Raw genomic sequence first — 14,168 nt, forward strand, 5'->3', positions numbered from 1 at the left:
GATTTCAGGAAGGCCTCGGCGCGGCAGCAACAGCTGCGAGCCGAAGGTCTTGCTCAACACCCTCACAGGCATCCCGGGGGCCGGGCCCAACCAGCAGGCCAGTATGTCGACGTCCCGGCGTAGGAGCTACTCCCCTTCGCGGTGATCCAAGAATACCAGCAGCCCACCACCCCCCTCCGCCCACACCCACCCACACTTGCCTTCCGCAAGTAACCGATATATCGTTAACGTATCGACAGCAACCAAAGACTGTCGCACACCACCCAAAGACAGATCGGAGACGATCGTCACCCCCGAAACGAGGACCCCATGAACACCCCCAACCCCACCCCCCACTCCGCCTCGCGCAACTTCGGCCCGCGCCACGGTTTCGATCGCCGCGGCTTCGAGCGCTCCGGCTTCGAGCGCCGCAGCTTGGGCCGCCACGACTTCGACCGCCCCGGCTTCGAGCGCCACGTCGGCTTCGGTCGACACGACGTCGACTCGCCCGACCCCCACACCCCCTGCCACCACCACCGCGCCGACCCCCGCACCACGCGCCGCGAAGCCCGCCGCGAGCAGCACCACACCGAGCCCCGCAACCAGCGCCGCGCCCCTCTCCGCGAGCAGCACCACACCGAGTTCCGCGACCAGCGTCGTGCTCCGCGCCACGAGCATCACCGCGCCGACTTCCACAACCGACGCCGCGAGGCATACCTTGACCAGCGCCGCGCCCCTCACCACGAGCATCACCGCGCTGACTCCCGCGACCAGCGCCCGGTCGACTCCCGTGCCCAGCGCTACACGGCCGACCGCGACCAACGCCGCGCCGACATCCGGTCCCAGCACCACACCACCGACCGCGACCAGCACCGCAAGTCCTATTGCAAGTCCCGCCGCAAGTCCCACCACGAGGCCCACCACGAGCACCCCCGCTCCGCCCGCCACGAAGCCCGCCGCGCAGCCCGAGCCGCCCAAGCCTCCCCCTGGCCCACCGCCGACCAGCGCACCGAAATCCGCGCCAAAATCCGCGCCAATATCCGCACCGACCTCCACACCACCCGCAACGCCCTGAGCGGCGCCGACCGAGCCCTCCGCAAGCTCACCACCGCCTACACCGCAGCGGTGAACACCCCCAACCCCACCCGCCGTGACCAAGCCCGCGCCATCCTCGCGAACGCCCGCCGCGACCTGCACGCCATCCTCACCCCCGAAGCCTGACCGACCAGCGGCCCCGCCCACCGCCGGGGCCGCCCCACCCACCGCAAACGTCAGGCTGGAACCCACCCCCGACCCGCTAAGATGAGCCCGCGCCGAAGCCAGGCCCTCGTAGCTCAGTGGATAGAGCACCGGACTTCTAATCCGATGGTCGCAGGTTCGAATCCTGCCGGGGGCACCGAAGTTGAACCCCAGGATCACCCGCTGACCTGGGGTTTCACGTTTTCTCCACTCGAGCACTCGACTCGACTCGAGCCATAAAGTCGTCGAAACAGCCCCGTGTGATGACGATGTGATGACGGCCGTACGAAGTCCGTATGGTGACGGCCTGTTTTTTGCCGTGCCGCCGTATCGCTTCCACCCCGGAATCGAGGCTGCCCGCCACCCGTTCGAGTCACTTCAAACGCCGGGCCTTCTGACTTTGGCCCACGAACTCACACCTTTGGCGCACTCGAGCCGTGGGTTCAGAGAGTCAGCCAGTAAGAGAGGAGCGGCTGCCGAGCAGATCCCTGAAAAGCGCTGCTGCAGGCACTCGAAGTACCGCCGGTCCCCGTCGGCACGGCGGGGACCGGCGGGTTGCATCATGTCCCGCGTACGCATGAGCGCCTCGAACCCGCGTTGAAGGCGTCAATGGCCAGGATCAGACACGGGCGATCTTCAAGGAAGCTGTCGACTTTCGTCTCGGTACAGCTTGGATCATTGAGTACCCACTGCCACTTCAACGATGTCGGCGTACTCGTCCCAGCTCGTTGCGCTCGGATGGTCGTTGCTCCCGACGGCTACCGCTATGCCTGTCGCTCAATCGCCTCAAAAACCTCACAATTAGTCTCCCGCTGCCACTCCGGCTGTTCGCTCCAGTCGGTGACGTAGCTCGGCTTCGGGTCCGGGATGTGCTGGTAGATCTGGGCGATCCAGCACAACGACACAAACCTGCCTTTCTGCTCGCGGGTGAGCCTGGAGGCGGAGCCACCGCTCACCGTCAGGAAGTCGGTCACCTGGCCATAGACCGCGCTGGCAGCCTCGCGCTCCCATTCCGGTGTGTCCTCCCATGGCGAGATGTAGCCAGGCTTCGGCTCGCCGGGGTAGTGCGCCTTGACACCCGCAATCCAGGCTTCGCGGAAGATGCGGCCGTGTTCCTCGTTCAAGGTGGTCCCTTCATGCGCCGACGGTTGTCGAGGACGCCGAGATGGCGTCGCTGAGATCACGGATACGGTCGTCAGTCGCAAGGGGCGCGAGCTTGGTGTTGAGCCCCTGGAGCTTCCGGCCGATGTAGCCCGAGTTCGTCTCCTCAGCCAGCGCCAGCGCCGTGCTCCCGTACTGGAGGACTTGGTCCGGGTCATGTTGTTGGACGCCGAGGGTCGCGAGATCGGTGAGGACGCTGCCCCGCCTGCGGGATGAGAGCTTGCGGCGCAGCACATCGGTAAGCGCTGCTTCGGCCAAGTCCGGGCGGCTGAGCGAGACATAGCAGGCTCCCCGCTCTTCGGCGAGCCGCTCACCGTCGAAGCGCAGCCAGCCACCGTTGTGGACGCTACCGCTCATGCCGGTGACGGCCTGGGCTTCATCGAGCGCTCGGCTGCAACCGTCGAAGTCACCGAGCCCGGCAAGCGCGTGCAGCTATGTCAGCATCAACGCAATGAACACCGGGCTGCCTTTGCCCGTGTCGAGAGAACCGGTGCGTCTCCGCGCCGAGTCCGTCCACGTTCGGACCAACTCCGCTCGCGCGGACAGAGCCAGATGGCGACCCGGCCGACGCCCGCCGCACTTATAGCGTCGGCATTCCAGGCCTCCGCAGCTCGACATCGCCATTGTCGTAGCCGTTCCGAAACGCCAAGCACGGAGACTGACACTGTTCGCGTCGGCGTTTTGTACGGGGCGCTACCCGACTGCAATCGGCGAGGCAGGGCGACAACTGATCGGCACCGAGTTGGTCGGGGCGAAGGATGCCTTAGAGCAACACCCGCGGCGCTGCCGGAAATTAGGCCTGTACTGCGGCGCCCGTCCCCGTGAGAGGTACGGGCGCGCAGTGCGCACCAGGTCAGGCCGTGGGCGACAGGTGGTCTATGGCGGCCTGGAGCCACGGCCGGTGAGCCTCATACAGGCCGCCGCGTACGTCCAGCTCGGCGGCGAGCTGCTCCGCTGTGTCCACGCGGAACCAGCCCACCTCGATGGTGTCGCCGCCGGCGGCCACCGGGACCTGCCTGGGGACGACGAACAGGCTCAGGACCGAACACGCCCAGGCATTGTCGGTGGCCCGCGCGTCTTCCCTATAGCCGCGGTGCAGAATCTTCGGGTCCACACCGGACACGTCGACGCCGGTCTTTTCCCGCAGCACCCGCCGCATTGCCTCCACCCGGTCCTCACCCGGCTCGATCATTCCTCCGGGAAACGCCCACAGAGCGAGGTCATCGCAACGGGTCATCAATACGTAGCCGTCGTTGGATCGCACGATGCAGTTCGCCGCGGCGTTCTCGCCCCAGTGGCGCAGGCGCCGGCCGGTCCAGCCGGTGCGGCCGGCCGGGTTCAGTGGCCATCCACGGTCATCCAGGTCGAATGGGACCAGGGCGGCGGCCGAACGGCGCAACCACTCCGCCGCCGCCACGCCGTCAGGGGTCTGCAGCGCCTCGGCCGAGCCTTCCACGCCGTCGACGAGACACCTCGCCCGCGTTTCCGGCGGGAAGACGTCCACTGGGATATAGCCGGGCCAGGCTATAGACCAGGGCCGCATCACAGCGGGCATAGAAGCCTTCCGGTGGCGAACACCCCCATACGCTCCGGCAGCCCACAGCTCAGCAGGAGATGGCGCCTGCAATGCGTTCCGACGACTTTGGGCCGTCGCCTTTGACACACCCATGGCATAACCAGCCCGCCTGATGGAGCCGTGGTGCCCGGCGTGCCTGCGCAAGGTTGCATCCCGAACCCCGTCGAGCATCGACAACAACGCCGAGACCTCCTGCAATACCCGTTCGTCCCACTGCACGCCCTGAAATATCGGGCGGTCCTTGGCGGTGACCTCGCTCACGACCTGTTGCGCCGGCACTGCGGGGATGACCCGGGCCTCGGGCAGAACCGGTTCGGCATGTGTCCTGATGGCGGCAATCTGCACCATCACCGTGTCCAGGTAGTCCACGAGGCGGTGGGCATCGGCGCCCAGTGCGTCGGCCTGGTCGGCCGTCAACGAAATCGTCAGGTCCAGCCCACCGCGATGGGCCGCGACACCCTGCCGAGTCGTGATCATCAGAATCCCCCGAGTATTGAAATACATACGATATCCGTATGTAAGAACGTACCCAGAGAGTCAAGAGTCTGCAAGCTCTCAGATCGGACGGCATCGTCGCGCCTGCCACGGCGGCCTGTCTGTAGCGGTTTGAAGTGGCCCAGTCGTCCGGCCTGCCGCCGCTGGCGTCCTTCGCCCGCGGCCTGCTCGACGACCTCAACGGCGGGGCCTGTGATGTGCCGCTGGACCTGATGGAGAACAACCCGCGCTGAGTGGGCTGAGCGCGTCGGGCTGGCTGGTCAGGGAACGCAAAATGCTGCTCTGCATCGAGGACCGCGCCGAACAGCCGGCCGGGCAGGACGTCACCGATCTGCTTGCTGTCCTTCGATCCCCAGTGACGTCAGCGCCTGTGTGAACAGCTCGATGACGTCACTGGGGACGGCCGGACTCAGGAACCCGGCATCCGACTCCGGCCGCTGCACGTCTACTTCGACCCCGTACAACTGCCGAGACGAAACCCCCGTCGGCCTGATCGCCGACTCACCGAACTGAACCAGGCACCACACCGGGCGCTCGCCGCGCCAGAGACAAATCAGGTTGGCGAACAACAGCGGCTTCTCCCCACCAATCACCGATGCGAAGAGTTCAGCAACCAGTAGCACTGGGCTCTCCCAATCCGGCGGGTTGTCGTCGGTAATCACGCGCAGCCAGGCGTCACCGGCGGTCATCAGGTACGCCGCCTCGTGCAGGACGCTGCCTTCGATCTCGGGATCGGCTTCCTGTGCGTAGCCGACCAGGTCGCTCCGCAGCGCGTTCAAGGCCACGCGGGCTCGGGTGCGCCGCTCGTACCGCTGTACGCCCAAAGCATTCAGAGACTCATTCCGGCGCTGACGCTGCGCCGCCGACGCGGTGAACCGTTGCAGTGTCTTCTGGCCGGGTGCGAGTCCTTCGGACGGAGCCAACAGCTCGATGACACGCCGGGCTGTAGTGGTCGAAAACACGGCCGCTGGCTGTGAGCTGGCCTTTATGCGGCTTGTTCGTATTCGTGGATCAGTCCGCCAAGCACGGTTCGGCGGCGGATCCGGTTGATTGGCGTAGGGAACGCGATCACGTTCGGGGCGCGTAGCCTCATGCCGTGTCCTTGGCGCGAGCGGCCAGCGTTGTAGTGCTCAACGAACTGCTCCAGCACGGTGCGCAGGTGGCGGTCGCCGGCGATGAGCATCCGGTCGGTGCACTCGGCCCGGACAGTGCGCACGAAGCGTTCGGCGAACGCTTTCAACCGCAGGGCCTGTGGGGCAGTCTTCATGACGAGCGAGGAGTTCCCGCGCGAGTTGGGTGGCCAGGCCGCGGTGGGATACCGGGTGATCCCCAGCAGGCGCACCCGACGGTTGCTGTGCTCGATGACGAAAGCGACATACAGCCGGGTCAGCGTTACAGCGCAGTCGAAATGGCAGAAGTCCGTAGCGATCAAGGTGCCGGCACGGGAGCTCAGAAACGTTCGCCAACTGTCATCGCGCAGCGCGGGGGGGGACCGATCCGACGAGCACGCAGGATCTTGCGGATGGTGGACGCCACGTCCCGGTGCCCGAGCCGGCGCAACTCGCCGGAGGATCCGCAGCACGCCCCACCGGCGGTTCTCGCTTGCCAGCCGGACAATCAGGTCCACCAGCTCCTCGCCGATCGGCGGACGGCCCGGTGCCTTCCGAGGACCGCGAGCGGGTCTTCGACCGCTTCGTGCGTCTGGACGACGGCCGCGAGCGCGGCACCGGCAATTCCGGACTGGGCCTGGCCATCGCCCGCGAAATCGCCCTCGCCCACCACGGGAGCATCGTCATCACCGACAGCCCGGCCGGCGGCGCCCGTCTCACCGTCGTCCTTCGACAAGCACACTGACGCCGCCGCCGCTTCGATGTACCCGAACGGTCAGGACTCGAGCAGGCTCAACATGTCGTCGGCGTGCTCCTCCTCCTTGGCGAGGATGTCCTCGAGGACCCGGCGGGTGGTGGGGTCGGCGGTGCCGACCCAGTTGATCATCTCGGTGTAGGACGCGACGGCGATCCGTTCGGCGACCAGGTTCTCCTTGACCATCTCTTGCAGGTCCGAGGCCGGCTTGTACTCCGAGTGCGCTCGGGCCTCGAGCCCGGCGGGGTCCATCTTCGGGGTGCCGCCGAGCTGGACGATGCGGGCGGCCAGCCGGTCGGCGTGGTCCTGTTCCTCGACGGAGTGGGTCAGGAACTCGGCGGCCACCGGCTCGGAGTTCAGTCCGGTCGCGGTGAAGTGGTGCTGCCGATAGCGCAACACGCAGACGATCTCGGTCGCCAGCGCGACGTTCAGGAGGTCGACGACCTTGGTGACGTCTGTTCCGTAGGACGCGGTGACCGGGCCTTTCATGATGTCTTGGCGGGCTTTGTCGCGAAGGGACTTCACGTCGGTCAGAAAGTCGGTCACCGTCGTGCTCCATTCCTGGGGTTGCGGGTGCGGCTCTTCGCGCCGGAGCTCAAGCCGTGCCTTTCGAGGCGTCTTGGACGACCCTTCAACCCAACCCGGGTCCGGCCGGAGCCGCAAGTCCATGACAACAGGCTCATCTGTTCGGAGCCGGGCCGTCCGAGCACTCCGATCGCGACCGTCCAGCCCCGGTGGTAGGAAGGAAAAGGGGGGTTTCGCACGTCTGGCGCCGATGAATCCGAATCGTGCAGACCCGGGGCTGGTCAACAGGTCGCCGAGCCCGTGCCGGACCATCCGATCCGATCAAGGAGCAGCTCATGGCGAAGGCGGTAGGCATCGACCTGGGAACCACCAACTCGGTCATCGCGGTCTGGGAGGGCGGCGAGGCACGGGTCATACCGAACACCGAGGGTTCGCGGACCACCCCCTCCGTCGTCGGCTTCACCGAGGACGGCGAGCGCCTGGTCGGCCAGCTCGCCCGGCGTCAGGCGATCCTCAACCCCAAGGGCACCATCTACTCCGCCAAGCGCTTCATCGGGCGGCACTTCGACGAGATCTCCGCCGAGGCCAAGGCGGTGGCGTTCGACGTCGTCGAAGGGCCCGGCGGCGCGGCCCGCTTCGACGTGCGCGGCAAGCTCTACGCCCCCGAGGAGATCAGTGCCCTGGTACTGCGCAAGCTGGCCGAGGACGCCTCCAAGTCCCTCGGCGAGAAGGTCACCGAGGCGGTGATCACGGTCCCGGCCTACTTCAACGACGCCCAGCGCACCGCCACCAAGGACGCCGGGAAGATCGCCGGCCTGGAGGTCCTGCGCATCATCAACGAGCCCACCGCCGCGGCCCTGGCCTACGGCCTGGACAAGAAGGGGCACGAGACGGTCCTGGTCTTCGACCTCGGCGGCGGCACGTTCGACGTCAGCATCCTCGACGTCGGCGACGGCGTCGTGGAGGTCCGCTCCACGGCCGGCGACACCCACCTCGGCGGCGATGACTTCGACCGCCGTCTGGTCGACCACATCGCCGATGAGTTCCAGAAGGGGAACGGCATCGATCTGCGCGAGGACCCCCAGGCCCTGCAGCGTCTGTTCGAGGCCGCAGAGAAGGCCAAGACCGAGCTGAGCTCGGTCACCCAGACGCAGATCAACCTCCCCTTCATCACCGCCGACGCCTCCGGCCCCAAGCACGTGACCCAGACCATCCGCCGCTCCACCTTCGAGGAGATCACCGCCGACCTGGTGGAGCGCTGCCTCGGGCCGGTCAAGCAGGCGATGGCCGACGCCAAGGTCACCGCGAACGACATCGACGAGGTGATCCTGGTCGGCGGCTCCACCCGGATCCCGGCGGTCCAGGCGCTGGTCCGCAAGCTGACCGGCGGCAAGGACCCCAACATGACCGTCAACCCCGACGAGGTGGTGGCGCTCGGCGCCGCCGTCCAGGCCGGGGTGCTCAAGGGCGAGGTCAAGGACGTCCTGCTGCTCGACGTCACACCGCTGTCCCTCGGCGTCGAGACCCAGGGCGGCGTCATGACGAAGATCATCGAGCGGAACACCACCATCCCGGTGCGCCGCTCGGAGACCTTCTCCACCGCCGAGGACAACCAGTCCGCCGTGGACGTCGTCGTCCTGCAGGGCGAGCGCGAGATGGCGGCCGACAACCGCGTCCTCGGGCGCTTCCGCCTGGAGAACGTCCGTCCCGGGCCACGCGGCGAGCCCAAGGTCGAGGTCACCTTCGACATCGACGCGAACGGCATCCTCAACGTCAGCGCGAAGGACAAGGACACCGGGGCGGAGCAGGGCATCACCATCAGCGAGAGTTCGAACCTGGACCGCTCCGAGGTCGACCGCATGGTCTCCGAGGCCGAGCGGCACCGGGCCGAGGACCAGAGCCTGCGCCAGGTCGTCGATGCCCGCAACGACCTGGACACCGTCGCCTACCAGGTCCAGCGCCGGCTCTCCGAGCTCGGCGACGCCGTCCCGCAGCACGAGCGAGCCCGCGCCGAACTCCTCGTCGGCGAAGCCCGGGACGCGATCAAGCCGGAGGCGCCCGCGCCGCTGGACCGCCTGCATGAACTCACCTCCGAGCTGCGGCAGATCTCCTCGGCTCTGGCCGCCCGCGAAGCCGGAGGCGCGCCGAGCGGCGAGGCTGCGCAGAGCTCCGCGCCGGGCGGTGGTCCCGAGGGTTCGACGGGCCCCGACGACGACGTCATCGACGCCGAGTTCGACAAGAGCTGAGGCGCACGACATGGCCGACGAAAACGGCGCCCTGGGGCGCGATGCCCCGCCGACCGGGGCTGAGACGCGGGCCGAAGCCCCCGCCGACAGTGCGAGCACCCCTGAAAATCTCACCGAACGGGCCCCAAGGGAATCCACCGAGAGGCCTTCCGGTCCTGACGCGCCCGCGACCGCAGAGCTCGAAGACCGTTGGCGGCGCGCGCTCGCCGATCTCGACAACGCCCGCAAGCGGCACGCCCGGGAACTGAGCCAGGCGGCCGCGGCCGAGCGCCGCCGTGTCTGCCTGGCCTGGCTCCCGGTGGTCGACCACCTCGAACTCGCGCTCGACCACGCCGACGGCGACTCGCCGTTCGTCGCCGGTGTGCGGGCGGTCCGTGACCAGGCGGTCGGCGTGCTCGCCTCGCTCGGCTTCGCCCGCGACGACCAGACCGGCGTGCCGTTCGACCCCCAGCGGCACGAGGCGACCGGCGTGGTCGAGGACCCCGGCAGCCCGCCGGGGACGGTCGTCAGGGTCCTGCGCCCGGGTTACGGCCGGCCGCCGGAGTCGCAACTGCGCCCGGCCGCCGTACTGGTCAGCGCCAAGAGCGCCGGGCAGGGGTGAGCCGGTATGGCTCGCGACTACTACGAGGTGCTGGGCGTGCCGAAGACGGCGGACGCCGAGCAGATCCAGCAGGCCTTCCGCAAGCTGGCCCGCCGCCACCACCCCGACGTGAACAAGGACCCGGCGGCCGAGGAGCGCTTCAAGGAGATCAACGAGGCCTACCAGGTCCTGTCCGACCCGAAGACCCGGGCCCGCTACGACCGGTTCGGCCCGGACTTCCGCCAGATCCCCGAGGACTACGACGAGCAGGTGGCGGCCGGCCGCGCCGCGCGCGCCGGCGGTTTCCGCGGCGGCGGACCGGAGGGCGGCGAGTACGTCGACTTCGGCGGCGCCGGGGTCCGGTTCGAGGATTTGTTCGGCGACATCTTCGGCGGGCAGGGCGGGCCGGCCGGCCGGGGCGGCCAGGGTGGTCGGGGCAGTCGGGGCGGGCGCGGCGGGGTGCGGATGGCCGGCGCGGACCAGACCGCGGAGCTGGAGCTCTCCGTGGAAGAGGCCTATCGCGGTGGCAAACGGAAGATCACGATCGGCGGCGCCGGAGGGCGCGACTACGACGTCACGATCCCCGCCGGCGTCGTCGACGGCCAGCGGATCCGGCTGGCCGGGCAGGGCGGCCGCGGCTACGGCGACGCCCCGGCGGGCGACCTCTACCTCCAGATCCGGATCGCCCCGCACCCGCGCTTCCGGCTGTCCGGCCGGGACATCACCGTCGACCTGCCGGTCAGCCCGTGGGAGGCGGCGCTCGGCGCGACGGTCCCGGTCCCCACTCCCGGCGGCACGGCCAAGGTCGTCGTCCCGGCGGGCTCCTCGACCGGGCGCAAGCTGCGGCTGCGCGGCGAGGGCATGCCCAACCCCAAGGGCCCGCCCGGCGACCTGTACGCCGAGGTCAGGATCATGGTGCCGGCCACGCCGACCGACCGGGAGCGCGAGCTGTTCGAACAGCTCGCCGCAGCCTCGTCCTTCGACCCCAGGAGGCGGTCATGACCCCCGCGAACGACATCGGGCAGCCCGGTGGCGGCCGTCGCTATCCGCTCGTCGTGGTGCGCCGCGCGTCCCAGGGCCGGCTGACCCTCGAGGACGTGGCCGGCCGCTCGGGCGTCACCTCCCAGCTGATCCGCCGGTTCGTCGCGCTCAGCGTGCTCGACGCCCAGCGCGACGACGCCGGACAGCTCTGGTTCGACGCGCGCGCCCCGGCGACGGTCGCCCGGGCACTGCGCCTGCACGCCGGCCTCGGCCTCAACTACGCCTCCCTCGGCCTCGTCCTGGACCTGCTCGACCGCATCGACCAGCTGGAATCAGCGCTGCGCCGCAGCGGGCGCCCGGCGAAGGAGTTCCCACCATGGACATGAACCGGCTCACCCAGAAGTCGCAGGAGGCGCTCGCCGAAGCGCAGACGACAGCGACCCGCCTCGGCCACACCGAGGTCGACGGGGAGCACCTGCTGGTCGCGCTCCTGGACCAGCAGGACGGCCTGGTGCCCCGGCTGCTCGCCCAGCTCGGCGCGGACGTCGAGGCACTGCACGCCGACCTGTCTGCCGACCTGGCCAAGCGCCCGCGCGTCACCGGCCCGGGAGCCACGCCCGGACAGGTCATGATCACCCAGCGCCTGTCGCGCCTGCTGGACGCGGCCGAACGCGAGGCCAAGCGGCTCAAGGACGAGTACGTGTCGGTCGAGCACCTGACACTGCCGCTGATCGAGGAGGGCACGGCCACCTCGGCCGGGCGGCGGCTGCGGGAGCGCGGCGTCACCCGTGAGGCCTTCCTCAAGGCCCTGACCAGCGTGCGCGGCAACCAGCGGGTCACCTCGGCGACGCCGGAGGGGACCTATGAGGCGCTGGAGAAGTACGGTCGCGATCTGGTCGCGGAGGCGCGCGCCGACAAGCTCGACCCGGTCATCGGCCGGGACGCCGAGATCCGCCGGGTGGTCCAGATCCTGAGCCGCAAGACCAAGAACAACCCGGTGCTGATCGGCGACCCCGGGGTCGGCAAGACCGCGATCGTCGAGGGCCTGGCCCAGCGCATCCTGCGCGGCGACGTCCCCGAGGGGCTGCGCGACAAGACCGTGTTCTCCCTGGACATGGGCGCGCTGGTGGCCGGGGCCAAGTACCGCGGCGAGTTCGAGGAGCGGCTCAAGGCGGTGCTGGCCGAGGTCAAGGCGGCCGAGGGCAGGATCTTGCTGTTCATCGACGAGCTGCACACCGTGGTCGGCGCCGGCGCCGCCGAGGGCGCGATGGACGCCGGCAACATGCTCAAGCCGATGCTGGCCCGCGGCGAGCTGCACATGATCGGCGCGACCACGCTCGATGAATACCGCAAGCACATCGAGTCCGACGCGGCGCTGGAGCGGCGCTTCCAGACCGTACTGGTCGACGAGCCCTCGGTCGAGGACACGGTCTCGATCCTGCGCGGCCTGCGCGAGCGCCTGGAGGTGTTCCACGGCGTCAAGATCCAGGATGGCGCGCTGGTGGCCGCGGCGAGCCTGAGCCACCGCTACATCACCGACCGGTTCCTCCCGGACAAGGCCATCGACCTGGTGGACGAGGCCTGCGCCCGGCTGCGCACCGAGATCGACTCGATGCCGGCGGAGCTGGACGAACTCACCCGCCGGGTCACCCGCCTGGAGATCGAGGAGGCGGCGCTGGCCAAGGAGAAGGATCGGGCCAGCCGCGACCGTCTGGAGGAACTCCGGCGCGAGCTGGCCGACCTGCGCGCCCAGACGTCGGCCAAGCGCGCGCAGTGGGACGCCGAGCGGCAGGCCATCCGCCGGGTCCAGGAGCTGCGCGAGGAGTTGGAGCGCACCCGCGCCGAGGCCGAGCGTGCCGAGCGCGAGTACGACCTGAACAAGGCCGCCGAGCTGCGCTACGGCAAGCTCACCGAGCTGGAGCGCAAGCTCGCCGCCGAGGAGCAGCGGCTCAGCTCCAAGCAGGGCTCCAGCCGCCTGCTGCGCGAGGTCGTGACCGAGGAGGAGATCGCCGAGATCGTCGCGGCCTGGACCGGGATCCCCGTCGCCCGGCTGCAGGAGGGCGAGCGGGAGAAGCTGCTGCGCCTGGACGAGATCCTGCGCGAACGGGTCATCGGCCAGGACGAGGCGGTGCGGCTGGTCGCCGACGCCGTCATCCGCTCCCGCTCCGGGATCCGCGATCCGCGGCGCCCGATCGGGTCCTTCATCTTCCTCGGACCCACCGGCGTCGGCAAGACCGAACTGGCCAAGACCCTCGCCGCGGCGCTGTTCGACAGCGAGGAGAACATGGTGCGGCTCGACATGAGCGAGTACCAGGAGCGGCACACGGTCAGCAGGCTGATCGGGGCACCTCCCGGATACGTCGGCTATGAGGAGGGCGGCCAGCTCACCGAGGCCGTGCGCCGCAAGCCCTACTCGGTGGTGCTGTTCGACGAGATCGAGAAGGCGCACGCGGACGTCTTCAACACCCTGCTGCAGGTGCTCGACGACGGCCGGATCACCGACTCGCAGGGCCGCACCGTCGACTTCCGCAACACCGTGATCATCATGACCTCGAATCTGGGCTCGCAGTACCTGCTGCCGGAGTCGCACGCCGGCGGCGAGATCAAGCCGGACGTCCGGGACCTGATCATGGGCGAGCTGCGCTCGCACTTCCGCCCGGAGTTCCTCAACCGGGTCGACGACATCGTGCTGTTCCACCCGCTGGACCTGCCGCAGATCGAGATCATCGTCGACCTGATGATCGAGGAGCTGCGCCGGCGCCTGGCCGAGCGGCGCATCGCGCTGGTGCTGACCGAGCCAGGCCGCAAGCTGATCGCCGAGCAGGGCTTCGACCCGGTCTACGGCGCGCGGCCGCTGCGCCGCTTCATCTCGCACGAGGTGGAGACCAAGATCGGCCGCGCGCTGCTGGCCGGCGGCGCCCGCGAGGGCGTCACCGTCGTGGTCGGCGCCGAGGGCGGCGAGCTGACCGTCTCGTTCGAGGAACCGGCGGAGGAGCCGGCGGAGGAGACCGGAGACGAAGCGGAGGCGGCGCCGTGAGCGTGGAGCCGAAGACAGTCCGCTGCCCGCACTGCGGCAAGAACAACCGCGTGCCCGCGGCTGCCGAGGGACACCCCAGGTGCGGCAACTGCCACCAGAGCCTGCCGTGGATCGTGGATGCCGAGGACAGCACCTTCACCCAGGTGGTCGACAAGGCGAGCATCCCGGTGGTTGTCGACCTGTGGGCGACCTGGTGCGGGCCGTGCCGCATGGTCAGCCCGGCACTGGAGCAGGTCGCCGCCGATCTCGCCGGGAAGATCAAGCTGGCCAAGGTCGACGTCGACGCCTCGCCGCAGCTCTCCCAGCGCTTCGAGGTGCGGGCCGTGCCCACGCTGCTGGTCATCGACCGGGGCCGGGTGCTGGCCCGGCAGGCCGGCGCCCGCCCCGCGGCGGAGCTGCGCGCCTGGGTCGAGGAGGCGCTCGCGGGCGGCTCGGCGGCGGAGTCTTCGGCTGCGACCGGGTCAGCGGGCGCGCCATGACCCCGCG

At 69.3% G+C, this 14,168-nt stretch carries 14 protein-coding genes and 1 tRNA gene; 9 read left to right on the forward strand and 6 right to left on the reverse strand.

The features are described from left to right. Window positions 1-309 precede the first annotated feature (309 nt). Together CACI_RS31800 and CACI_RS31805 are read left to right on the forward strand one after the other, a co-directional pair. The gene (locus CACI_RS31800) at window positions 310-1,200 is read left to right on the forward strand and encodes a hypothetical protein (RefSeq protein ID WP_015795002.1); all 891 of its coding nucleotides are present in this window, start codon (window positions 310-312) and stop codon (window positions 1,198-1,200) included. Between the two features lie 102 nt (window positions 1,201-1,302). Continuing rightward, window positions 1,303-1,375 (forward strand) — tRNA-Arg (locus CACI_RS31805). Window positions 1,376-1,982: 607 nt separating this feature from the next. On the opposite strand, the gene CACI_RS31810 is transcribed toward CACI_RS31805, so the two are convergent. The 5 genes from CACI_RS31810 to CACI_RS31830 form a co-directional block, all read right to left on the reverse strand. Continuing rightward, window positions 1,983-2,342, reverse strand: a complete 360-nt coding sequence (locus CACI_RS31810) for a hypothetical protein (protein WP_015795003.1) — start codon at window positions 2,340-2,342, stop codon at window positions 1,983-1,985. Window positions 2,343-2,352: 10 nt separating this feature from the next. Continuing rightward, window positions 2,353-2,736, reverse strand: a complete 384-nt coding sequence (locus CACI_RS31815; RefSeq protein WP_015795004.1) for a hypothetical protein — start codon at window positions 2,734-2,736, stop codon at window positions 2,353-2,355. Window positions 2,737-3,232: 496 nt separating this feature from the next. Continuing rightward, window positions 3,233-4,459 (reverse strand): NUDIX domain-containing protein, encoded by a 1,227-nt coding sequence (locus CACI_RS48365; RefSeq protein WP_015795005.1) that lies wholly within the window; start codon window positions 4,457-4,459, stop codon window positions 3,233-3,235. 314 nt (window positions 4,460-4,773) lie between these two features. Beyond that, window positions 4,774-5,412 carry a hypothetical protein gene (locus CACI_RS31825; RefSeq protein WP_143765456.1) on the reverse strand — a complete coding sequence of 213 codons (639 nt, stop codon included), beginning with the start codon at window positions 5,410-5,412 and terminating at the stop codon, window positions 4,774-4,776. A gap of 23 nt (window positions 5,413-5,435) precedes the next feature. Next, window positions 5,436-6,077 (reverse strand): transposase, encoded by a 642-nt coding sequence (locus CACI_RS31830; RefSeq protein WP_223297299.1) that lies wholly within the window; start codon window positions 6,075-6,077, stop codon window positions 5,436-5,438. Between the two features lie 29 nt (window positions 6,078-6,106). Here CACI_RS31830 and CACI_RS52960 point away from each other — a divergent pair, with 29 nt between their 5' ends. Beyond that, window positions 6,107-6,304, forward strand: coding sequence for an ATP-binding protein (locus CACI_RS52960; RefSeq protein WP_041540567.1), 198 nt, complete (start codon window positions 6,107-6,109; stop codon window positions 6,302-6,304). 30 nt (window positions 6,305-6,334) lie between these two features. On the opposite strand, the gene CACI_RS31840 is transcribed toward CACI_RS52960, so the two are convergent. Beyond that, entirely contained in the window at window positions 6,335-6,859 is a 525-nt protein-coding gene (locus tag CACI_RS31840) for a ferritin-like domain-containing protein (RefSeq protein ID WP_015795007.1), read from the reverse strand. 314 nt (window positions 6,860-7,173) lie between these two features. Here CACI_RS31840 and dnaK point away from each other — a divergent pair, with 314 nt between their 5' ends. From dnaK to trxA, 6 genes are read left to right on the forward strand one after another with little or no spacing between them, the layout of a single operon-like run. Continuing rightward, complete coding sequence (dnaK, locus tag CACI_RS31845; protein WP_015795008.1) at window positions 7,174-9,084, forward strand: molecular chaperone DnaK; 1,911 nt, start codon at window positions 7,174-7,176, stop codon at window positions 9,082-9,084. 10 nt (window positions 9,085-9,094) lie between these two features. Further along, window positions 9,095-9,685, forward strand: a complete 591-nt coding sequence (locus CACI_RS31850; RefSeq protein ID WP_015795009.1) for a nucleotide exchange factor GrpE — start codon at window positions 9,095-9,097, stop codon at window positions 9,683-9,685. A gap of 6 nt (window positions 9,686-9,691) precedes the next feature. Then, window positions 9,692-10,666, forward strand: coding sequence for a DnaJ C-terminal domain-containing protein (locus tag CACI_RS31855; RefSeq protein ID WP_015795010.1), 975 nt, complete (start codon window positions 9,692-9,694; stop codon window positions 10,664-10,666). Next, complete coding sequence (locus tag CACI_RS31860; protein ID WP_015795011.1) at window positions 10,663-11,031, forward strand: chaperone modulator CbpM; 369 nt, start codon at window positions 10,663-10,665, stop codon at window positions 11,029-11,031. Before CACI_RS31855 ends, CACI_RS31860 begins: the two co-directional genes overlap by 4 nt. Further along, complete coding sequence (gene clpB / locus CACI_RS31865) at window positions 11,022-13,682, forward strand: ATP-dependent chaperone ClpB (RefSeq protein WP_015795012.1); 2,661 nt, start codon at window positions 11,022-11,024, stop codon at window positions 13,680-13,682. Before CACI_RS31860 ends, clpB begins: the two co-directional genes overlap by 10 nt. Continuing rightward, entirely contained in the window at window positions 13,679-14,161 is a 483-nt protein-coding gene (gene trxA, locus CACI_RS31870; RefSeq protein ID WP_015795013.1) for a thioredoxin, read from the forward strand. The genes clpB and trxA overlap by 4 nt, the downstream gene beginning before the upstream one ends. Window positions 14,162-14,168 lie beyond the last annotated feature (7 nt).

It is taken from the genome of Catenulispora acidiphila DSM 44928 (assembly GCF_000024025.1).
GTDB lineage: Bacteria > Actinomycetota > Actinomycetes > Streptomycetales > Catenulisporaceae > Catenulispora > Catenulispora acidiphila.

Bases quoted from the DNA above. Each gene is read 5' to 3' on its own strand.
- CACI_RS31800 (WP_015795002.1), top strand. From the start codon at position 310: ATGAACACCCCCAACCCCACCCCCCACTCCGCCTCGCGCAACTTCGGC.
- CACI_RS31815 (WP_015795004.1), bottom strand. From the start codon at position 2,736: ATGAGCGGTAGCGTCCACAACGGTGGCTGGCTGCGCTTCGACGGTGAG.
- CACI_RS48365 (WP_015795005.1), bottom strand. From the start codon at position 4,459: ATGTATTTCAATACTCGGGGGATTCTGATGATCACGACTCGGCAGGGT.
- dnaK (WP_015795008.1), top strand. From the start codon at position 7,174: ATGGCGAAGGCGGTAGGCATCGACCTGGGAACCACCAACTCGGTCATC.
- CACI_RS31850 (WP_015795009.1), top strand. From the start codon at position 9,095: ATGGCCGACGAAAACGGCGCCCTGGGGCGCGATGCCCCGCCGACCGGG.
- CACI_RS31855 (WP_015795010.1), top strand. From the start codon at position 9,692: ATGGCTCGCGACTACTACGAGGTGCTGGGCGTGCCGAAGACGGCGGAC.
- CACI_RS31860 (WP_015795011.1), top strand. From the start codon at position 10,663: ATGACCCCCGCGAACGACATCGGGCAGCCCGGTGGCGGCCGTCGCTAT.
- clpB (WP_015795012.1), top strand. From the start codon at position 11,022: ATGGACATGAACCGGCTCACCCAGAAGTCGCAGGAGGCGCTCGCCGAA.